At 71.4% G+C, this 18,997-nt stretch carries 18 protein-coding genes and 2 tRNA genes; 10 read left to right on the forward strand and 10 right to left on the reverse strand.

Annotation, left to right across the window (positions count from 1 at the left end; all coding sequences use genetic code 11):
* Positions 1 to 27 precede the first annotated feature (27 nt).
* Genes ACLZOT_RS09775 through ACLZOT_RS09785 form a run of 3 tightly spaced genes read left to right on the forward strand, consistent with a single transcriptional unit; the run spans position 28 to position 3,175 of the window.
* A complete protein-coding gene (locus ACLZOT_RS09775) occupies positions 28 to 1,710 on the forward strand; it encodes a TerD family protein (RefSeq protein WP_416968388.1) in 1,683 nt (560 codons plus the stop codon).
* A gap of 8 nt (positions 1,711 to 1,718) precedes the next feature.
* Positions 1,719 to 2,405 carry an AIM24 family protein gene (locus ACLZOT_RS09780; RefSeq protein WP_416968672.1) on the forward strand — a complete coding sequence of 229 codons (687 nt, stop codon included), beginning with the start codon at positions 1,719 to 1,721 and terminating at the stop codon, positions 2,403 to 2,405.
* 17 nt (positions 2,406 to 2,422) lie between these two features.
* Entirely contained in the window at positions 2,423 to 3,175 is a 753-nt protein-coding gene (locus tag ACLZOT_RS09785; protein WP_416968389.1) for an AIM24 family protein, read from the forward strand.
* A 101-nt stretch (positions 3,176 to 3,276) separates the two neighbouring features.
* Here the strand turns inward: ACLZOT_RS09785 and ACLZOT_RS09790 are convergent, their stop codons facing one another.
* Positions 3,277 to 3,798 carry an NUDIX hydrolase gene (locus ACLZOT_RS09790; protein ID WP_416968390.1) on the reverse strand — a complete coding sequence of 174 codons (522 nt, stop codon included), beginning with the start codon at positions 3,796 to 3,798 and terminating at the stop codon, positions 3,277 to 3,279.
* Positions 3,795 to 5,210, reverse strand: a complete 1,416-nt coding sequence (locus ACLZOT_RS09795) for a zinc-dependent metalloprotease (protein WP_416968391.1) — start codon at positions 5,208 to 5,210, stop codon at positions 3,795 to 3,797. Before ACLZOT_RS09795 ends, ACLZOT_RS09790 begins: the two co-directional genes overlap by 4 nt.
* Before the next feature lie 194 nt (positions 5,211 to 5,404).
* Here ACLZOT_RS09795 and ACLZOT_RS09800 point away from each other — a divergent pair, with 194 nt between their 5' ends.
* Positions 5,405 to 6,514: an SDR family oxidoreductase gene (locus ACLZOT_RS09800; protein ID WP_416968392.1), complete on the forward strand. Its 1,110-nt coding sequence runs from the start codon at positions 5,405 to 5,407 to the stop codon at positions 6,512 to 6,514.
* Between the two features lie 68 nt (positions 6,515 to 6,582).
* On the opposite strand, the gene ACLZOT_RS09805 is transcribed toward ACLZOT_RS09800, so the two are convergent.
* On the reverse strand, positions 6,583 to 6,882 hold the full coding sequence (locus ACLZOT_RS09805) for a hypothetical protein (protein ID WP_416968689.1): 300 nt from the start codon (positions 6,880 to 6,882) through the stop codon (positions 6,583 to 6,585).
* Between the two features lie 129 nt (positions 6,883 to 7,011).
* Entirely contained in the window at positions 7,012 to 7,476 is a 465-nt protein-coding gene (locus ACLZOT_RS09810) for a molybdenum cofactor biosynthesis protein MoaE (protein WP_416968393.1), read from the reverse strand.
* 92 nt (positions 7,477 to 7,568) lie between these two features.
* Here ACLZOT_RS09810 and ACLZOT_RS09815 point away from each other — a divergent pair, with 92 nt between their 5' ends.
* Positions 7,569 to 8,666 carry a PDZ domain-containing protein gene (locus ACLZOT_RS09815; RefSeq protein WP_416968394.1) on the forward strand — a complete coding sequence of 366 codons (1,098 nt, stop codon included), beginning with the start codon at positions 7,569 to 7,571 and terminating at the stop codon, positions 8,664 to 8,666.
* A 93-nt stretch (positions 8,667 to 8,759) separates the two neighbouring features.
* On the opposite strand, the gene ACLZOT_RS09820 is transcribed toward ACLZOT_RS09815, so the two are convergent.
* Entirely contained in the window at positions 8,760 to 9,305 is a 546-nt protein-coding gene (locus ACLZOT_RS09820) for a PPA1309 family protein (protein WP_416968395.1), read from the reverse strand.
* Between the two features lie 163 nt (positions 9,306 to 9,468).
* On the opposite strand from ACLZOT_RS09820, the gene ACLZOT_RS09825 reads away from it, so the two are divergent.
* The 4 genes from ACLZOT_RS09825 (at position 9,469) to ACLZOT_RS09840 (ending at position 14,697) form a co-directional block, all read left to right on the forward strand.
* Positions 9,469 to 12,396, forward strand: coding sequence for a UPF0182 family protein (locus tag ACLZOT_RS09825; protein WP_416968673.1), 2,928 nt, complete (start codon positions 9,469 to 9,471; stop codon positions 12,394 to 12,396).
* 56 nt (positions 12,397 to 12,452) lie between these two features.
* A tRNA-Met gene (locus tag ACLZOT_RS09830) sits at positions 12,453 to 12,526 on the forward strand.
* 161 nt (positions 12,527 to 12,687) lie between these two features.
* The gene (locus ACLZOT_RS09835; protein ID WP_416968396.1) at positions 12,688 to 14,496 is read left to right on the forward strand and encodes a tetratricopeptide repeat protein; all 1,809 of its coding nucleotides are present in this window, start codon (positions 12,688 to 12,690) and stop codon (positions 14,494 to 14,496) included.
* A 127-nt stretch (positions 14,497 to 14,623) separates the two neighbouring features.
* A tRNA-Met gene (locus ACLZOT_RS09840) sits at positions 14,624 to 14,697 on the forward strand.
* Positions 14,698 to 14,760: 63 nt separating this feature from the next.
* Here the strand turns inward: ACLZOT_RS09840 and ACLZOT_RS09845 are convergent.
* The 3 genes from ACLZOT_RS09845 to hisN form a co-directional block, all read right to left on the reverse strand.
* Complete coding sequence (locus ACLZOT_RS09845; RefSeq protein ID WP_416968397.1) at positions 14,761 to 15,177, reverse strand: Fur family transcriptional regulator; 417 nt, start codon at positions 15,175 to 15,177, stop codon at positions 14,761 to 14,763.
* 213 nt (positions 15,178 to 15,390) lie between these two features.
* Entirely contained in the window at positions 15,391 to 15,783 is a 393-nt protein-coding gene (locus ACLZOT_RS09850) for a cyclic nucleotide-binding/CBS domain-containing protein (protein WP_416968398.1), read from the reverse strand.
* A gap of 165 nt (positions 15,784 to 15,948) precedes the next feature.
* On the reverse strand, positions 15,949 to 16,749 hold the full coding sequence (hisN, locus tag ACLZOT_RS09855) for a histidinol-phosphatase (RefSeq protein ID WP_416968399.1): 801 nt from the start codon (positions 16,747 to 16,749) through the stop codon (positions 15,949 to 15,951).
* A 174-nt stretch (positions 16,750 to 16,923) separates the two neighbouring features.
* Between hisN and ACLZOT_RS09860 the strand changes: the two genes are divergently transcribed.
* Complete coding sequence (locus tag ACLZOT_RS09860) at positions 16,924 to 17,535, forward strand: TetR/AcrR family transcriptional regulator (protein WP_416968400.1); 612 nt, start codon at positions 16,924 to 16,926, stop codon at positions 17,533 to 17,535.
* Between the two features lie 12 nt (positions 17,536 to 17,547).
* On the opposite strand, the gene ACLZOT_RS09865 is transcribed toward ACLZOT_RS09860, so the two are convergent.
* Complete coding sequence (locus ACLZOT_RS09865) at positions 17,548 to 17,871, reverse strand: DMT family transporter (protein WP_416968401.1); 324 nt, start codon at positions 17,869 to 17,871, stop codon at positions 17,548 to 17,550.
* 114 nt (positions 17,872 to 17,985) lie between these two features.
* Positions 17,986 to 18,996: a ribosome small subunit-dependent GTPase A gene (rsgA, locus tag ACLZOT_RS09870; RefSeq protein ID WP_416968402.1), complete on the reverse strand. Its 1,011-nt coding sequence runs from the start codon at positions 18,994 to 18,996 to the stop codon at positions 17,986 to 17,988.
* Position 18,997: the final 1 nt, after the last annotated feature.

Genomic DNA, 18,997 nt, shown 5'->3' on the forward strand with positions numbered 1-18,997 from the left:
TTCGGGAGTGGGGGACGGTCGTTGCACATGCCCAGGGAATTCCAACGCGGCCACAAGGCCAAGGTCGGCGATCTGACGGCGGGGACGGATCTGTACGTGGGGGTGCAGATCTCCGCGCCGGGCCTGGCCTTCGACATCAGCTGCTTCGGCCTGGACGCCGACGAACGGCTCTCGGACGACCGGTACTTCGTCTTCTTCAACCAGCCGAAGTCGCCCGAGGAGTCCATCCAGCTCCTCGGTGAACAGGCCGGGGACACGGAGTCCTTCCGGGTGACCCTGGACCGGATCCCGCGGCAGATCCAGAAGCTGTCCTTCACCGCGACGATCGACGGCGACGGCCAGATGTCGCAGATCGCCCCCGGCTACCTGCGCATCGTCGCGGGCGGCGAGGAGGTCGCGCGGTACGCCTTCGACGGCTCGGAGTTCTCCACCGAGCGCGCGGTGATGCTCGGCGACTTCTACCTCAAGGACGTCTGGCGGTTCGCCGCGGTCGGCCAGGGCTTCGACGGCGGCCTCGACGCGCTGCTGAAGAACTTCGGCGGCGAGGTGGCTGAGGAGGCGGAGACGGAAGGGGCACAGGAAGAGCCGACGGCCCCCGAAGCCCCGGCGGCGCCCCCCGCCTTCGCCCCGCCGGCCTTCGCCGCCCCGGCAGGATCCCCGGCACCTCCCGCGCCCCCGGCGACGACCGCCGTACCGCACCAGACCACCGCCCCGGCCCAGGTCACCGCCCCGGCCCAGGCCACCCCGGCCGCGCCGCCCGCGACCCCGCCCGTCGCAGTGCCCGCGCCCTCCTTCGGCACCCCCTCCACACCCCCACCGGCCCCCGCGCCCGCCTTCGCCCCCCACGCCGCCCCGACCATCGCCGCCGGCCTCCACACCCCACCCGCCGGCACGATCCCACCCCCACCCACCCCGACGGCCCCCGCCCCGCAGGGCGGCCCGTTCACCCCGCCGGGCACGACGCCCCCGGGCGCCCCTTTCGGCACCCCCGGCACCACCCCCCTGGGCGCCCCCTTCGGCGCCACCACCGCCCTCGCCCCCGTACCCCCCGAAGCCGGCCTCCGCGCAGTCCTCACGAGGTACGCCGAGGCCCCCGTGGGCGACCGCTGGACCGAGCAGAACCCGGAGCTCGTGCGGGCGACGCTCAGCAAGGGCGCGAACATCCTCGCCAAACAGGGCAGCATGGTCGCCTACCAGGGCGACATCGACTTCGCCCACAAGGGCTCGGGACTCCTCGGCAAGCTGACGGGACAGCTCACCGGCCAGGGCATGAGCCTCATGCGCTGCTCCGGCGACGGCGAGGTCTTCCTCGCGGACGAGGCGAGCCGCCTCTTCGTCATCCGCCTCCAGGGCGAGCAGCTCTACACCTCCGCGCGCGGGGTGCTCGCCTTCGACGAGGCCCTCGACACCGAGGTCCGCCGTATCGAGGGCGCCGGCCTGCCCGGCGGCGGCCTGTTCAGCATGCTGTTCTCCGGCACGGGCGCGGTCGTCGTCAAGACCCGCGGGGTGCCCGTCGTCCTCCCGGTCGGCCCCGCCACGTACGTCGACGGCAACGCCGTCATCGCCTGGTCCGCGGGCGCGCAGGCGGTCACCACGACCTCGCTGCGCCTGCGCCGCTCCGGGTACGCCCGGCAGACCGCGGAGGCCGTCAACCTCCAGTTCCGGGGCGCCCCCGGCAACTTCGTCGTCGTCCAGCCCTTCGAAGTGTGAGGCAGACCGTGGACCTCCAGACACTCAGCGCGCAGCAGCACACCGCGACAGGCACCGCCGGCGTCCGGATGAGCGTGCACAGCTCCAAGACCCTCAAGGTCACCATGGTCACCGGCCAGGACCTGTACGCGAAGGCCGGCTCGATGATCGCGTACGACGGGTACGTCCAGTTCGACGGCGCCCCCGCGAACCTGCGGCGCACCGCCGAGGAGATGGTCACCGGCGAGGGCGGCCGGCTGATGATGTGCCGCGGCGACGGCGACCTCTACCTCGCGGACTACGGCGGCGACGTCCTCGTCCTGCACCTGGCCAACGAGGCGATCTCCGTCAACGGGCCCACCCTGCTGGCCTGCGACGCCGCCCTGGAGCTCAAGATCGAGCCCGTCAAGGGGCTCGCCAAGCTCTCCGGGTCCGGCCTCACCAACCTCGTCGTCCGGGGCACCGGGTGGGTCGCCCTGGTCAGCCGGGGCATGCCGATCTCCCTCGACTGCGCCGAGCGCGAGACGTACGTCGACCCCGACGCGCTGATCGCCTGGACCGACGGGCTCGACATGAAGGCCAAGCGTTCGATCAAGGCGGGCGCGCTGATCGGGCGGGGCAGCGGGGAAGCGTTCCAGGTCGGCTTCAAGGGCCAGGGGTTCGTCGTCGTCCAGCCCAGCGAGGACACCGGCGACCGATTCAAGATCCGGGGCTGAGGGGAGCCACGAACGACATGCACAGCACACTCTTCGCGCACATTCCGGTGGAGTCCACCGAGCGCTACACCCTCCAGAACCCGCAGCTCCTCAAGACGGACGTCACCCGCGGCAGCGGAGCGGTCCTCGCGCGGCAGGGGGCCATGGTCGCCTTCGAGGGCGACGTCCAGTTCGACAGCCAGTACCGGGACCGCGGGTGGCGCAACGTCGAGCGGATGACGGGGGAGCGGCTCGAACTCATGCGGTGCAAGGGGAGCGGGGTCGTGTATCTCGCGAACTTCGCGCAGCACCTGCACATCATGGAAGTGGGCCGGGGGATCACCGTCGACTCGTCGTCCGTGCTCGCGTTCGACGGGTCGCTCAAGGTCGGGATCGTCGCGATCGACAGTGCGGTCGAGGTGGCGTCTGCCGGGGCGTACAACCTTGAGCTGAGCGGGAACGGGCAGGTCGTCGTGATGACGTCCGGGGAGCCGCTGGTGCTGGAGGTCGGGCCGGGGAAAAACGTCTGCTGCGACTCGGACGCGGTGATCGCCTGGTCTACCTCGCTGCGTACGCAGTTGCAGGCGCCGACGTCCACGTCTGCCGTGTGGCGGCGGCGGGGGTCCTCGGGGGAGGGGTGGGAGATGCAGTTCTCCGGGACCGGGCATGTGCTGGTGCAGCCGAGTGAGCTGTTGCCGCCGCAGCATCTGAGGACGTCCGGGGTGCTCGGGCAGTTCGGGATGGGGAGTGGGGGGCTCAGCGGGAATTCGTTGGGGGGTAGTCGGAACTAGCGCCTAAGGGGGTGCCTCGGAGGGTTGTGGGGCGGGTGCGGGGTGCGTTGTGGTTGTTCGCGCAGTTCCCCGCGCCCCTAGGTACCGCAACGCACCCTGCCTTACGAGGACAACCGTTTCCTTGTTTCCTCCAGCAGGCGTACCACCGAGTCGTCCGCCACCCCCGCCACCTCGTCGTACGCGAACCACCGCAGGTCCAGCGACTCGTCGCTGATCTTCTCCACCGCGCCCTCCGGGGGGACGGCCGCGTACTGCACGTCCAGATGCCACGCGCACGGCGTCAAGTGGCGGTCCAAGCGGATCGGTCCACCGGAAACCAACGTCAGCCCCTCGATGCCCGACTCCTCCGTGCCCTCGCGCAGCGCCGACGCGGACAGGGAGGCGTCCCCCGGCTCGCAGTGGCCCCCCATCTGGAGCCACATGCGCAGCTTCTTGTGCAGCGTCAGCAGGACCCGCTCGCGCGCCGGGTCGATGACCAGCGCGCTCGCCGTGATGTGGCCGTCCGCGCAGGACTTCCACATGCCGTCCGGGTGGGAGGCCAGGTGGGCCAGATACGTGTCACGCAGGTCGCCCTGAGCCTCGTACTCCTTCAGGACCGAGGCCGCGTCGTCGTGCAGACTCACTCGGTGTCGTCGTCCTTCTTCTTGAGGTCGGGGCCGCCCTCGGCCGCCTCCCCGAGGAGCTTGTCCAGCTCCGAGAAGTCCAGCTGCTCGCGGTGGACGAAGCCGTCCGGGTCGTCGAGGTCGGTGGCGGTGGGGAGCATGTCGGGGTGGGCCCAGAGGGCGTCACGGCCGTCGACACCGCGCGCGTCCGTGAGGGACGCCCACAGGCGGGACGCGTCGCGCAGGCGGCGCGGGCGCAGCTCCAGGCCGATCAGCGTGGCGAACGTCTGCTCGGCGGGACCGCCGGAGGCACGGCGCCGGCGCAGGGTCTCGCGCAGGGCGTCCGCCGAGGTCAGGCGGGGTTTCGCGGCCGCGTGCACCACCGCGTCGACCCAGCCCTCCACCAGCGCCAGGGCTGTTTCGAGACGGGCCAGGGCCGCCTTCTGCTCCGGCGTGTCCTCCGGCTGGAACATGCCCTGCTGGAGCGCGTCCTGAAGCTGCTCGGGGTTCTGCGGGTCGAACTGGCCGACCACGTCCTCCAGCTTGGCCGTGTCGACCTTGATCCCGCGCGCGTACCCGTCGACCGCGCCGAAGAGGTGCGAGCGCAGCCACGGCACGTGCGCGAACAGCCGCTGGTGGGCCGCCTCGCGCAGCGCCAGGTACAGCCGGACCTCGTCCTTCGCGACGCCCAGGTCCTTGCCGAACGTCTCGATGTTCACCGGCAGCAGCGCGGCCTTGCCGGTCGGGGTCAGCGGCAGGCCGATGTCGGTGGAGCCGACGACCTCGCCCGCGAGGACACCCACGGCCTGCCCGATCTGCGTACCGAACATGGCGCCGCCCATCGAGCGCATCATGCCGATCAGCGGGCCCGCCATGGCCTGCATCTCCTCCGGCAGGACGTCGCCCATCGCCGCGCCGACGCGCTCGGCGACCGGGTCCACCAGCTCCTTCCACGCGGGCAGCGTCGCCTCGACCCACTCCGCGCGCGACCAGGCCACCGCCGTACCCGCGCCGGACGGCAGGGACGTCGCGTCGTCGAGCCAGAGGTCCGCCAGGCGCACCGCCTCCTCGACCGCCGTACGCTCCGCCGCGCCCACGCTCGCGTCCTTCACGCCGTCCTGCGTGCCCTGCGCGACCGTCTGGCGGGCGATCTGCTTGGCCATGTCCCAGTTCACCGGGCCGCCCTCGTAGGACAGCATCTGGCCGAGCTGCTGGAAGGCCGCGCCCAGGTCGGTGGGGTTCATGGAGCCGAACATCGCGGCGAACGGGTTGTCCCCGCCCGGCCCGCCGAAGCCTCCGGCACCGGGCAGAGAGCCGAAACCGAACGGGTTGGCCGGGCCCTGACCACCACCGCTCTGCTGGTCCTTCTTCTTGCCGTCGCCGTCCTCCGGCTCCTCCGGCGGAAGGCCGAATCCGAATGGGGTGTCACTCACGGGGTTCCTCGGCTGGTAAGGCCACCGGTCTGACGACCGGCGGCGCGGCTGCCCTGCAACACCACCCAGCGTAGACACCCGGGCCCGATCGGGCCTCGGTGCTCCGCCGACTCGCGGCCTGCGGCAGGATGGAGCCACCTGGTACGTACGCGTCATCCGCGCCCGTATGCCATGACAACCGCTGGAGACACCTGGTGAGTTCCCCAGATCCGCAGGTTCGCGCAGCGCGAAACCGCTCAACCGGTGCCGCCGCGCGCGGGCCCGTCGTCGCCGTGACCGGCGCGGCGCACGGGGTGGGCGCGCTGCTGACCGAGCGGCTCGCCGCGTCCGACGAGATCAAGCAGGTCGTCGCCATCGACGAGCGGCGGGGGGAGTGCGACGACGTGACGTGGCACGTCCTCGACGTGCGTGATCCGGCGATCGCGGAGAAGCTGCGGGGCGCCGACGTCGTCGTCCACCTCGCGCTGGATCTCGACCTCGGGTCCGACGCCGCCGCCCGTACGGCGTACAACGTGCGGGGTACTCAGACCGTGCTCACCGCCGCCGCGGCGGCCGGGGTGCACCGGGTCGTCCTGTGCACCTCCGCGATGGTGTACGGCGCGCTGCCCGACAACGAGCTGCCGCTCGCCGAGGACGCGGAGCTGCGGGCCACCGCCGAGGCCACCGGCGTCGGGGACCTGCTGGAGATCGAGCGGCTCGCCCGGCGTGCGCCCCGCGCGCACCCCGGGCTCAATGTCACCGTCGTGCGCCCCGCGACCCTCGTCGGCGGTACCGACACCGCCCTCACCCGGTACTTCGAGTCGCCCCGCCTCCTCGTCGTCGCCGGCTCCCGGCCCGCCTGGCAGTTCTGCCACGTCGACGACCTGTGCACGGCCCTGGAGTACGCCGTCCTGGAGAAGGTCGAGGGGGAGCTCGCCGTCGGGTGCGACGGGTGGCTCGAACAGGAGGAGGTCGAGGAGCTGAGCGGCATCCGGCGGATGGAGCTGCCGTCCGCCGTCGCGCTGGGTGCCGCCGCCCGCCTGCACCGCATCGGGCTCACCCCGTCCCCGGCCGGCGACCTCGCCTACACCATGTACCCCTGGGTGGTCAGCGGGAGCCGCCTGCACGCCGCCGGCTGGCGTCCCCGGTGGAGCAACGAGGAGGTCCTCGCGGAACTTTTGGCGGAGGCCGCCGGCCGGCACACCGTCGCCGGCCGCCGCCTGGGCCGCAAGGACGCGACGGCGGCGGGAGCCGCGGGGGCGACGGTCGCGCTGCTCGGCGCGGCAGCGGTCGTACGCCGGGCTCGGAAGGCGCGGCGGAGGTAGTACGGAGGTAGTACGGCGAGGGCGGGCACAGGCTGTTCCCCGCGGCCCCGCCCACCCTCACCCGGGGTTCAGGTGTGGGCCGTCTCGGGAGCCGTCGCCTCAAGGGGTGCGTCCGGGTGACGCGCGGGCCCGGGAGGCAGGTCCTGGGCCGGGGTGACCGCCTCGGGCAGGTGGACGGCGTCGAACGTCGCGTACCTGACGGGTACGTCTCTGGGGACCGGCCGCTCCATCGCCTCGCGGAAACGCGCGTATCCGTCCAGTTCGGGGCCGTCGCTGCGGGCCCTGCGCGTGCGGTTCGCCCAGCCGCCCCACACCCCCGCGCCGATCGCCGCGAGCAGCGGGATCCCCAACCAGGCGAGCGCCCCCATTGCCGACCTCCCGACACCGCACGAGCCACCGCGAACTGACTGATCAGCAGATAAGCCATCCGCCAGGACAACGCTCACGCGGGCGGGCCGGTTACGCAACCGGAGCCCCGGCCCGCGCGCCCGGGGGCTTCAGCAGGCACCCACCCATTCCTCCGTCCCGTCGGAGAACACCTGCCGCTTCCAGATCGGCACCTCGTGCTTGAGGTCGTCGATCAGCTTGCGGCACGCGGCGAACGCCTCCGCGCGGTGCGCGCAGGACACGGCGACGACGACGGCGAGGTCCCCGACCCGCAGCTCGCCCACCCGGTGCACGGCGGCGAGCGCCCGCACCGGGAACTCCGCGGCGACCTTCTCCGCGACCCGCCGCATCTCGTCCTCGGCGCTGGGGTGGCAGGAGTACCCGAGCGCGTCGACGTCGGCCCCCGAGTCATGGTTCCTGACGGTCCCGACGAACAGGGCGATGCCCCCGGCGGCCTCGTCCCCCACGGCCCGGAACACCTCGTCCAGGGACAGCGCCTCGTCCCGGACGGCGATCAGCCTGACCGGATCGTCCGCAGCGGCTTCCCCGGGGTGGTCAAAAGAAACATCAGCCATACCCCCCATGGTCTCCCATCCCGGCATCCCCTTGGGCGAGAGCCCGTGCTCCCTGACGATGCACCGACAGCCCCGTCCCGTACTGTCGACCCATGCCACGCCGCACAGCCACGATGCTCGCCTCGACCCTGATGCTGATCGCGCTCCTGTGCGCGGGGGTGTTCGTCAAGGTGCCGTACTCCGAGATGTCCCCGGGCCCGACGGTGAACACGCTGGGCGACCACGGCGGTGAGCCGGTGCTCCAGATCTCGGGCCACAAGACGTACCCGACGACCGGCCACCTCAACATGACGACCGTCCGCGTCACCGGCGCCGACTACCGCATGAACCTCGTCGAGGCCGTGTACGGCTGGCTCGCGCACGACAACAAGGTCGTCCCGCACGACACGCTGTACCCGGACGGCAAGACCGAGGAGCAGTCGACGCAGGAGAACGCGGAGGAGTTCAGCCAGTCCCAGGAGAGCGCGAAGGTGGCCGCGCTGAAGGCGCTGAAGATCCCCGTGCAGTCGTGGGTGATCGTGTCGACGGTCGTGAAGGGCTCCCCGTCGGAGGGCAAGCTGCACGCGGGCGACGTCATCAAGGACGTCGACGGCACGGCCGTCAAGGAACCCGGTGACGTGGCCAAGCTGGTGACGAAGCACAAGCCGGGCGAGGACGTCGTGTTCACGATCACCCCGGCGAAGGCGCAGGCCGCCGCGCAGAAGTCCGGCAAGACCGCGACGGTCACCCAGAAGGTCACCATCCGGACGGCGACCTCGGACGACACCGGCGAGAAGCGCGCCATCGTGGGGATCTCGGCGGGGACGGACCACACGTTCCCCTTCAGCATCGACATCAAGCTCGCGGACGTCGGCGGCCCCAGCGCGGGTCTGATGTTCGCCCTCGGGATCTACGACAAGCTCACCCCGGGCAGCCTCACGGGTGGCACGTTCGTCGCCGGGACGGGCACGATCGACGACGACGGCAAGGTCGGCCCGATCGGCGGCATCGAGATGAAGACGGTCGGCGCCCGCGACAAGGGCGCCCGGTACTTCCTGACCCCGGCCGACAACTGCGCGGCCGCGGCCAAGGACGTCCCGGGCGGCCTCACCCTGATCAAGGTCGCCACCATCGAGGACGCGCTCGGCGCGCTGACGGACATCAGGGAGGGCAAGACCGACGCCCTGCCCAAGTGCACGACCAAGGGCTGAGGCCCGTACCCGAACAGCCCGTACGCAAACAGACGGAGGGCGCCCAGCCCGAGGCAGAGAAGGGCGCCCTCACCGTCGTAGAGAAAAAAAGAGTCAGTCCTCGAACGTCGCCGACAGGGCCTCCGCGAGGCCGGGGACCAGCGCGCCGCCCGTGAGGACCTCCGACGGGGTGTCCTTCTCGCGCAGGCGTACGGCGGAGTCGCGGGTGCCGTCGCGCAGGACCGCGACGGTCATGCGGACCTCCTGGCGGTCGGGGTGCGCGGCGACCCACTGCGCGAGCTTCTTCTCGTTCAGGTTCGAGGGGACCTGGGCCTCGGCGGACGGCGGGAGCATGAGGCGTTCGACCGTCAGGGCGCAGCCGGTGACCGCGGCCGGCCAGGCGATCGTGGCGAGGAACTCGTCGAGCGGCCGGCCGGCGGGCACCTCGTCCTGCTCGATGGGGGTGAGACCGGCAGCGGTCTCGGGAGCGTCGTCGAGGCCGAGCTGAGCCGCGAGACGGGGTTCCTCGCGGCGCAGGCGCGCGGTGTCGACGAGGGCGAAGAGGCGGGCGGGCTGGTCCCAGCCGAGACCGGAGACGTACTCGTCGATCTCCAGTACGGCCCGGGTGAGCGGGTTCGCCGCCATGGGAGTGTTGGACATGGTCACAATCCTCTCTCGTTCGTGACCTGAATCGGGAACCGAGTAAACGGTGAGTAAGTTGCATAGGTGTGGGCCCGCGATCACGGGGGGCCACGAGGGGTCGGCGAAAACGCGGGCCTGAGGGATCGACAGCGAACTTCGAGGTGCCACCTTGGCTTTCCAGATGCCGGACCGCGGCGGAGGCCCGACGGGGCCACGGATCAGAGTGGGCCGCCCGTCCAGGCGAGCTAGGACCCTGCTCCTGACACTGGGCGTGCTGGCCGTGCTGGGCATGGCGTTCACCATGTTCGCCGGGTTCTGGACCGACTGGCTCTGGTACCGGTCGGTGCATTACTCGTCCGTGTTCACCACCACCCTGTGGACCAAGGTCGGGCTCTTCTTCGTCTTCGGCCTGCTGATGGCCCTGGCGGTCGGCTTCAACATCTGGCTCGCGCACCGCCTGCGCCCGCCGCTGGCCGCCATGTCGGTCGAGCAGCAGAGCCTGGACCGCTACCGGATGGGCATCGCGCCGTACAAGAAGTGGCTGCTGCTCGGGATCACCGCCCTGGTGGGCCTGATCGCGGGCGCCTCGGCGTCGGGCCAGTGGCGGACCTGGCTGATGTGGGTCAACGGCGTGTCCTTCGGCCAGAAGGACCCCCAGTTCCACATGGACGTGTCGTTCTTCGCGTTCGACCTGCCCTGGTACCGCTTCCTGCTCGGCTTCGGCTTCGCGGCGACGATCATCTCGGTGATCGCGGCGGCGCTCACCCACTACCTGTACGGCGGGCTGCGCGTCACCAGCCCCGGCGCGCGCGCGACGGCCGCCGCCACCGGCCATCTGTCGGTGCTGCTCGGCATCTTCGTCGCCCTGAAGGCGGTCGCCTACTGGCTCGACCGGTACGGCCTGGCCGTCAAGTCCAGCGACTTCAAGGCCACCGACAGCTGGACGGGCCTCAGGTACGTCGACGCCAACGCCTACCTCCCGGCGAAGACCATCCTGTTCTGCATCGCCGTCATCTGCGCCCTGCTCTTCTTCGCCACCCTGTGGCGGCGCACCTGGCAGCTCCCGGTCATCGGCTTCGGCCTGATGGTCCTCTCGGCGATCCTGATCGGCGGCCTGTACCCGGCGATCGTGCAGAAGTTCCAGGTCCAGCCGAACGAGCAGGCGAAGGAGGCCCCGTACGTCGCGAAGAACCTGAAGGCGACGCGCGAGGCGTACGGCATCGACGACGCGCAGGTCACCGAGTACTCGGGCAAGCCGGCGGCGACGGACAAGACCAAGCTCCGCGCGGACGCCGACGCGGCGGCCAGCGTCCGGATCATGGACCCGAACATCATCTCGCCGACGTTCCAGCAGCTCCAGCAGATCCGGAACTACTACGCCTTCCCGACCAACCTGGACGTCGACCGGTACACGAAGGACGGCAAGGACCAGGACACGGTCATCGGCCTGCGCGAGATCAACCTCGCCGGGATCCCGAAGAAGAACTGGATCAACAACCACTTCCGCTACACCCACGGCTACGGCGTGGTCGCGGCACAGGGCACCTCGGTCGACTCCGAGGGCCGCCCGGTGTTCACGGAGTCCGATCTGCCCTCCACGGGCCAGCTCGGCGAGTACCAGCAGCGGATCTACTACGGCGAGCGCACGACGACGTACTCGATCGTCGGCGGCCCGCAGAAGGAGATCGACTACTCCGACGACAGCGGCGAGAAGACGACCAGCTACACCGGCGACAGCGGCGTCAACCTGTCCAACCCGGTCAACCGGGCGGCGTACGCGGTGGCCTTCGGGGAGCCGCAGATCCTGTACTCCGGCGCGATCGGCGAGGGCTCGCGGATCCTGTACAACCGCACGCCCAAGGAGCGCGTCGAGGCCGTCGCCCCCTGGCTGACGATCGACGGCGACGCCTACCCGGCGGTCGTCCACGGCAAGATCCAGTGGATCGTCGACGCGTACACCACCACCAACGGCTACCCGTACGCCTCCCGTACGACGCTGGGCGACACGACGGCCGACTCGCTGACGGCGGCCAACAACTCGCGCGCGGTGGTGGCCCAGCAGAACCAGGTCAACTACATCCGCAACTCGGTGAAGGCGACCGTCGACGCGTACACGGGCGAGGTCAAGCTCTACCAGTGGGACACCCAGGACCCGGTCCTCAAGACCTGGATGAAGGCGTTCCCGGACACGGTCGAGCCGCGCAGCGCGATCTCCAAGGACCTGATGGACCACCTGCGCTACCCGCAGGACCTCTTCAAGGTCCAGCGCGAGCTGCTCACCCGCTACCACGTGAAGGACGCGACGACGTTCCTCAGCGGCAGCGAGGTCTGGCAGGTCCCGGACGACCCGACGAACAAGTCGGGCGACGCGGTCCCGCCGTACTACCTGAGCCTGAAGATGCCCGACCAGAAGGCGCAGGCGTTCTCGCTGACGACGACCCTCACGCCCAACGGCCGGGATAACCTGAGCGCGTTCATGGCGGTCGACGCGGAGGCCGGCACGGCCGACTACGGCAAGATCAGAATCCTGAAACTGCCGACCAGTACGACCGTCGACGGACCCAAACAGGTCCAGAGCCAGTTCAACTCCGAACAGGACATCGCCGAGTCGATCAGGCTCCTGAGAGGCGGCGACTCCGAGGTCGAGTACGGCAACCTGCTGACGGTCCCGCTGGACGGCGGACTGCTCTACGTGGAGCCGGTCTACGTACGCGGCGGTGGACTCAAGTACCCGCTGCTGCGCAAGGTGCTGGTGACCTACAACGGCAACACCGCGTTCGAGGACACCCTGGAGGCGGCGCTCGACAAGGTCTTCGACACCCAGAGCCCGCCGACGACCACACCACCACCCGGTGAGGACGACGGGGGCGGGACGACGACCCCGCCGCCGACCTCGTCCAACCCGACGGTCCAACAGGCCCTCCAGGACGCCCAGAAGGCGTTCACCGCCGGCCAGGAAGCCCTGAAGAAGGGTGACTGGGAGGCGTACGGGAAGGCCCAGACGGATCTGGGGGCCGCGCTGAAGCGGGCCGAGGACGCGCAGGCGGCGGCCAAGAAGCCGGCTCCGGCGGCCAGTCCGTCGCCGAAGCCAAGTCCCAGCAGCTCCTAGGGGCTTGAGCAGGTCGAAGGCTCCCTCCGCGCCGTGGTACGGTTGTCTCACAACGGCGCGGGGTGGAGCAGCTCGGTAGCTCGCTGGGCTCATAACCCAGAGGTCGCAGGTTCAAATCCTGTCCCCGCTACTGAAGGCGAAGGCCCGGATCCAACTAGGATCCGGGCCTTCGGCGCGTGTTGGAAGGAAAAGGGGTTTGATGTGTCTCTCTGTGGGCATGTCGACAAAACGCTGAAGTGACCTCACTGACTGCGGTATACCGGATGTAACTCGGTTGCAGGTGGTGCGACGATGGACGTTATGGGGGACAAGGGAACTCTGTACGGGACAGGGCGAATTGCGCGGCCTTCAGGTGAGGCGGAAGAGGCGGCCCCGGACGAGACGGGGGAAGCCGCCGAGGAAGCACGCCTGTGGCTCGCGGCGGAAGGCGGCGACACCGAGGCCGCGAGCGTCCTCGGCGCGCGGCTGCTGCGGCGCGGTGACCTCGACGGTGCGGAGCCCCGGCTGCGTGCCGCCACGGCCGCCGGCGACCGGGCCGCCGCCAACAACCTCGGAGTCCTCCTCCACCAGCGCGGGTACGCCGACGAGGCCGCCGGATGGTGGCGCGTCGCCGCCGTCGCCGGGTCCTCCGCCGCCGCGCACGCCCTCGGCCGCCACCACCGCGAGCGCGGCGACGAACCCGCCGCCGAGTACTGGCTGCGCCAGTCCGCCGAACAGGGCCACACCCTCGGCGCCTACGCCCTCGCCGACCTCCTGGAGCACCGGGGCGACGCCGGGGCCGTCACCTGGCTGCGGGCCGCCGCCGAGCGCGGGCACCGCGAAGCCGCCTACCGGCTCGCCCGAGGACTCGACCGGCCCGGCAGCGGGGGCCTCCTCGGCGAGCGGGGGGAGTCCAGCGGCGAGGCCGAGCAGTGGTACCGGCAGGCCGCCGCCCGCGGCCATCTGCGGGCCGCCCTGCACCTCGGCGGGATCCTGGAGCGGCGCGGCGAGGTCAAGGAGGCCGGGCGCTGGTACCTGATGGCCGCCAAGGACGGCGACGCCCGGGCCGCCTGCGCCCTCGGCTTCCTCCTGCGCGACGCCGGGGACGTCGAGAACGCCGCGATCTGGTGGCTGCGCGGCGCCCAGGACGGCGACGGCAACGCCGCCAACGCCCTCGGCGCGCTGCACGCCGAGCGCGGGCAGAACCAGACCGCCGAGCGCTGGTACCGCGCCGCCATGGACGCCGGAGACATCAACGGCGCCTACAACCTCGGGCTGCTCTGCGCCGAACAGGGCCGGATCGCGCAGGCCGAGCAGTGGTACCGGCGGGCCGCGTACGTCGGGCACCGCGAGGCCGCCAACGCGCTCGCCATCCTGCTGCTGCAGAACGGCGACGCCAGCGGGGCCGAGCCGTGGTTCTCCAAGGCCGCCGAGTCCGGGAGCGTCGACGCCGCCTTCAACCTCGGGATCCTGCACGCCGGGCGCGGGGAGGAGGAGGCCGCGCTGCGGTGGTACGAGCGGGCGGCTGCCGCCGGGCACACCGAGGCCGCGCTCCAGGTGGGCATGGCCCGGCTCCGGGAGGGGGACGAGCAGGCCGCCGAACGGCATCTGCGGTGCGCCGCGGGCGGGGGGAGCGCCGAGGGGGCGTACCGGCTGGCCGCGCTGCTCGACGCGCGGCGGCCCGCCGTGTCCGCGCACGAACTGGGCGAGCCGGTGCGGGAGAAGACCGAGTGCGAGGAGTGGTACGAGCGGGCCGCGTCCCAGGGGCACCGGCGGGCGCAGGTGCGGGTGGGGATGCTGGCCGCGGGGCGGGGGGACGTCGTCGAGGCGGCCCGCTGGTACCGCGCCGCCGCCGAGGCCGGTTCCCGCAACGGGGCCTTCAACCTGGGGCTGCTGCTCGTGCGTGAGGGCAGCGAGCCCGAGGCGGTCGTGTGGTGGCAGCGGGCGGCTGCCGCCGGGCACGGTCGGGCCGCGCTTCGGCTCGCGCTGGTGTGCGCGCGCAGGGGGGAGCTGGTCGAGGGGCAGCGGTGGGCCTCTCGTGCGGTGGAGCTCGGGCCCGGGGAGGTGGGGGAGCGGGCGGCTCGGCTGCGGGACGCTCTGCGGGAGGAGTTGAGCGCGTGATCTCCTCGCCCCCGCCGCCCCTACCCGTCCCTCCCCCAAGCTCTTCGAGCAGGGAGGTGCCCCCAGACGGGCTTCAAAGAACCGGTTTGCTTCCATCCCGGCCCTCGCGTAACGTTGTGTTCACCGACGCGGGGTGGAGCAGCTCGGTAGCTCGCTGGGCTCATAACCCAGAGGTCGCAGGTTCAAATCCTGTCCCCGCTACTGATGACGAAGGCCCGGATCCTGGGAACAGGGTCCGGGCCTTCGGCGTGTTCGGGGAACCCGCTATGCCTTCAGGCAGTTCGGGCAGACGCCCCGGTACGTGACCTCGACCGCCTCGATCGTGAAGCCGAAGCGCTCCGTCGTGGGGAGGTCGGTGAGGGGGTCGCCGGTGGGGTGGACGTCGCGGATGGTGCCGCAGTGGGCGCAGACGAGGTGGTGGTGGGGGCGGTGGGCGTTGGGGTCGTAGCGCTTGGCCCGTTTGTCCGTGGTGACTTCCAGGACCTCGCCCAGGGTCACCAGTTCGCCGAGGGTGTTGTAGACCGTCGCGCGGGAGATCTCCGGGAGTTTCGCCACCGCTCGGGAGTGGACTTCGTCGGCCGTGAGGTGGACGTGTTCGCCGTCGAGGACTTCGGCCACGACGCGCCGCTGTGCGGTCATGCGCCATCCGCGTCCGCGCAGCCGCTCCAGGAGGTCACTCATGCGGTCCAGATTAACAGCCGGGTGCCGTTTTACGAACGGGTGTGACTTTGGAAGCTGACTTGACTTGGATTGAGTCCAATGTAGGATCCGGACTGAGATCGACGAGCGGCTGGAGGCCGTGGTCCAGGCCCTGCACGGCCGCTCCAGCACTGGACCGCTCGCCGAGGTGGTGGGCCGGTCCCCGCGGGGACGGCCCACCGGTCATGTCCGGGGTCACGCCGGAACCCGTACCTCCACGGGCACCCAGCAGCGGACGATGTCGCGGACCGAGACGATGCCGGCGGGCTCGCCGCCGTCGAGGACGACGAGGTGCCGGAAGCCGCCCCGGGTCATCGCGCGGGCCGCCTCCTCCAGGGACATCGTGGGCGTCGCGAAGACGACGTCCGTCGTGGTGTGGGCGTGGGCGTGCTCGAAGTCGGGGTTCTGGCCGAGGCCGACGGAGTTGAGGATGTCGCGTTCCGTGAGGATGCCGATGTTGCCGGCGTCCGGGTCGAGGACGACGGCCGCGCCGACCCGGCGGGCGGACATCAGGGCGGCGGCCTGGCGGAGTGTGTGGGCGGGGCCGATGGTGAGGACCGTCGGGGTCATGGCTTCGTGGACGAGCATCGAGGGGTGACCTCCTCCTGTGATCCCGGAAAGTGCGGAGATTCACAAGTGCACAAGTGGGGGCGCCCTCAGCGTCGCAGGTAAAGCGGGGGTCAACAAGGGGGCGCGCGGCGCCAATTGAGGGCGCGCGCGCTCAGATGTGCCGGTGAAACGCGCTCGGAAAGCTCAGTACCGCTGGTTCAGATACCCCAGCAGCTCGTCGTGCAGCAGCCCGTTCGACGCCGCCGCGTTCCCGCTGTGCGGCCCCGGACGGCCGTCCAGACCGGTGAACATGCCGCCCGCCTCCTGGACGACGATCGCCGTCGCCGCCATGTCCCACAGCGACAGCTCCGGCTCCGCGCACAGGTCCACCGCGCCCTCGGCGACCATCATGTACGACCAGAAGTCGCCGTACGCGCGCGTGCGCCACACCTCGCGGGTCAGGTCGAGGAAGCCGTTCAGGGTGCCGCGGTCCTCCCAGCCGGAGAGGGAGGAGTAGGCGAAGGAGGCGTCGGAGAGGCTCGCGACCCGGGAGACGTGCATCCTGGACGCCGAGGACAGGGAGCGGCCGGTGAAGGCGCCGTGGCCCTTCGCGGCCCACCAGCGGCGGCCCAGCGCGGGCGCCGAGACCAGACCGACGACCGGCTGGTAGCCGCCCTCACCGGCCTCCGTCAGCGCGATCAGCGTCGCCCACACGGGGACGCCGCGTACGTAGTTCTTGGTGCCGTCGATCGGGTCGATCACCCAGCGCCGGGGGCCCGTCCCCGCCACGCCGTACTCCTCGCCGAGGACCGCGTCCCTCGGCCTCGCCCGCTGGAGGTGGCCCCGGATCAGTTCCTCGGCCGCCTTGTCGGCCTCGCTCACCGGGGTCATGTCCGGCTTCGTCTCCACCTTCAGGTCGAGCGCCTTGAAGCGGGCCGTGGTGGCGGCGTCGGCCGCGTCCGCGAGGACGTGGGCGAGGCGGAGGTCATCGAGGTAGTCCGGCATGGGGGAACCGTATCCGCCGAGGTGGGAGCGGGGCTATGCGCGGGGGCACGAGGTGGTTGCGGGTTGGTGTCGGTTTTCCGGTGACGGGTTCCCGCCGTATCGGGACGCGGGCTCTTGACACCGGTTCCGGGCGCGTCAAATGTGGGCGGCAGAGTTGCTCGGCCCAGGGAGGCGATGATGCCCTCAGCGCGGGAGTCTCTGTTGGACGCCGCTTTCGCGGCGTTGGCGCGGCGGTCGTGGTCGACGGTGCGCATGGTGGACGTGGCGGCGGCGGCCGGGGTGTCGCGGCAGACGCTCTACAACGAGTTCGGCAGCAAGGACGGGCTCGCGCGGGCGCTGGTGCGGCGGGAGGCGGACGGCTATCTCGCGGGCGTGGAGCGGGCGTTCGCGCGGGAGGGGGACATCGGCGAGCGGCTCGCCGGGCTCGCCGAGTGGACCGTGGCCCACGCGCGGGACAACCCCCTGGTGCGGGCGATGCTCACCGGCTGCTGGAGCGAACGGCTGCCCTCACCGCCGCTCAGGGCGGTCCTGTCGGCCACCGCGGTGCCGGCGCAGCGCCGGGCGGACGGGCCGCTGCCCTCGCCGGGGGACTTCGTCGCGCATGTGCGGGAACGCTCGCTGGCCGTGCTGGTGCCGGCCAAGGCCGGCAAGGGGGAGGCCGACGAGGTGGCGCGCGGCGCCGAACTGGCCGTACGGCTGGCGCTCTCCTGTGTCGCGGCCCCGGCGGGTGAGGGGGGCGTCAGGGACCTGGTGACCGGCGCGCTGGAGCGCCGGGCGGTGGGCTGATCCCCCCCCCGTTCAGTGCGCCGAGCCCGAGAGCTGGAGCCCGATCACCCCGATGATCACGAAGCTGATCGACACGATCTTCAGCGTCGAGACCAGGTCCCCCAGGAAGATCATCCCGTAGATGGCGGTGCCGGCCGCGCCGATCCCCGTCCACACCGCGTACGCCGGACCCACGTCGAGCTTTCTCAGCGCGAGGGTCAGCAGGCCGAAGCTGCCCAGCGCGAACGCGGCGAACGCGATCGTCGGCCACAGCCGGGTGAAGCCGTGGGACAGCTTGAGGCATACCGCGAAACCTGTTTCGAGCAGTCCGGCCACGACGACCAGCAGCCATGCCATGTGCTGTCCTCCCGTTTTGGTGTTCGCCTTGGTGTTCGCTCGTCGGGGTCGCTGCGATTGTGCACTTACCGGCCTCCGGTACACACAAACAACACCCAGGTCAGAGCTGCCCCGTCAGTCGCCTTCCGTGCGCTCGCGCGTCGCCAGGAGGCGGCGCAGCGAGTAGAGGCGGGCCGGGTCCGCGTGCCCCTCGGCGACCCACGCGTCCAGCGCGCAGTCCGGCTCGTCGTGGCTGCACGCGCGCGGGCAGCCGGTGGTGCCCTCCTCCAGGTCGGGGAAGGCGTGGATGACCCGGGACGGGTCGATGTGGGCGAGCCCGAAGGAGCGGACGCCGGGGGTGTCGATCACCCAGTCGTCGACGCCGTGCAGCGGCAGCGCGAGCGCCGACGTCGTCGTGTGCCGGCCCCGGCCGGTCACCGCGTTGACATGGCCCGTGACGCGCCGCCGGTCCGCCGGGACCAGCGCGTTGACCAGCGTCGTCTTGCCGACGCCGGAGTGCCCGACGAACGCGGTCGTACGGCCCGTCAGGAACTCCCGCACCCGGTCCGCCGCGACCCCGTCCTCCAGCTCCTCGCGGTTGGTGACCACGTACGGGATGTCGAGGTCGCCGTACAGCTCCAGGAGCTTGTCCGGCGGGGCCAGGTCCGACTTGGTCATCACCAGGAGGGGTTCCAGGCCCCCGTCGTACGCCGCGACCAGGCAGCGGTCGATCAGGCGGGGGCGGGGTTCCGGGTCGGCGAGGGCGGTGACGATGGCGAGCTGGTCGGCGTTGGCGACGACCACGCGCTCGTAGGGGTCGTCGTCGTCCGCCGTGCGGCGCAGGACCGAGGTGCGCTCCTCGATGCGGACGATGCGCGCGAGGGTGTCCTTTGCGCCCGAGAGGTCGCCGACGAGGGCGACCCGGTCGCCGACCACCGCGGCCTTGCGGCCCAGTTCGCGGGCCTTCATCGCGAGGACCGTACGGTCCTCGACGAGGCAGGTCAGGCGGCCCCGGTCGACCGTGAGGACCATGCCCTCGGCGGCGTCCTCGTGCTTGGGGCGGATGTTCGTCCGGGGACGGTTGCCCTTGCGGTTGGGGCGCGAGCGGATGTCGTCCTCGTCGGTGTGCTTGCCGTAGCGACGCATG

Origin of the sequence: Streptomyces sp. 4F14, assembly GCF_048159485.1 — a bacterium.
GTDB lineage: Bacteria > Actinomycetota > Actinomycetes > Streptomycetales > Streptomycetaceae > Streptomyces.

Bases quoted from the DNA above. Each gene is read 5' to 3' on its own strand.
- ACLZOT_RS09785 (WP_416968389.1), top strand. From the start codon at position 2,423: ATGCACAGCACACTCTTCGCGCACATTCCGGTGGAGTCCACCGAGCGC.
- rsgA (WP_416968402.1), bottom strand. From the start codon at position 18,996: ATGCGTCGCTACGGCAAGCACACCGACGAGGACGACATCCGCTCGCGC.
- ACLZOT_RS09845 (WP_416968397.1), bottom strand. From the start codon at position 15,177: ATGAGTGACCTCCTGGAGCGGCTGCGCGGACGCGGATGGCGCATGACC.
- ACLZOT_RS09835 (WP_416968396.1), top strand. From the start codon at position 12,688: ATGGACGTTATGGGGGACAAGGGAACTCTGTACGGGACAGGGCGAATT.
- ACLZOT_RS09825 (WP_416968673.1), top strand. From the start codon at position 9,469: ATGCCGGACCGCGGCGGAGGCCCGACGGGGCCACGGATCAGAGTGGGC.
- ACLZOT_RS09775 (WP_416968388.1), top strand. From the start codon at position 28: ATGCCCAGGGAATTCCAACGCGGCCACAAGGCCAAGGTCGGCGATCTG.
- ACLZOT_RS09815 (WP_416968394.1), top strand. From the start codon at position 7,569: ATGCCACGCCGCACAGCCACGATGCTCGCCTCGACCCTGATGCTGATC.
- ACLZOT_RS09805 (WP_416968689.1), bottom strand. From the start codon at position 6,882: ATGGGGGCGCTCGCCTGGTTGGGGATCCCGCTGCTCGCGGCGATCGGC.
- ACLZOT_RS09860 (WP_416968400.1), top strand. From the start codon at position 16,924: ATGATGCCCTCAGCGCGGGAGTCTCTGTTGGACGCCGCTTTCGCGGCG.
- ACLZOT_RS09850 (WP_416968398.1), bottom strand. From the start codon at position 15,783: ATGCTCGTCCACGAAGCCATGACCCCGACGGTCCTCACCATCGGCCCC.
- ACLZOT_RS09810 (WP_416968393.1), bottom strand. From the start codon at position 7,476: ATGGCTGATGTTTCTTTTGACCACCCCGGGGAAGCCGCTGCGGACGAT.
- ACLZOT_RS09865 (WP_416968401.1), bottom strand. From the start codon at position 17,871: ATGGCATGGCTGCTGGTCGTCGTGGCCGGACTGCTCGAAACAGGTTTC.
- ACLZOT_RS09820 (WP_416968395.1), bottom strand. From the start codon at position 9,305: ATGTCCAACACTCCCATGGCGGCGAACCCGCTCACCCGGGCCGTACTG.
- hisN (WP_416968399.1), bottom strand. From the start codon at position 16,749: ATGCCGGACTACCTCGATGACCTCCGCCTCGCCCACGTCCTCGCGGAC.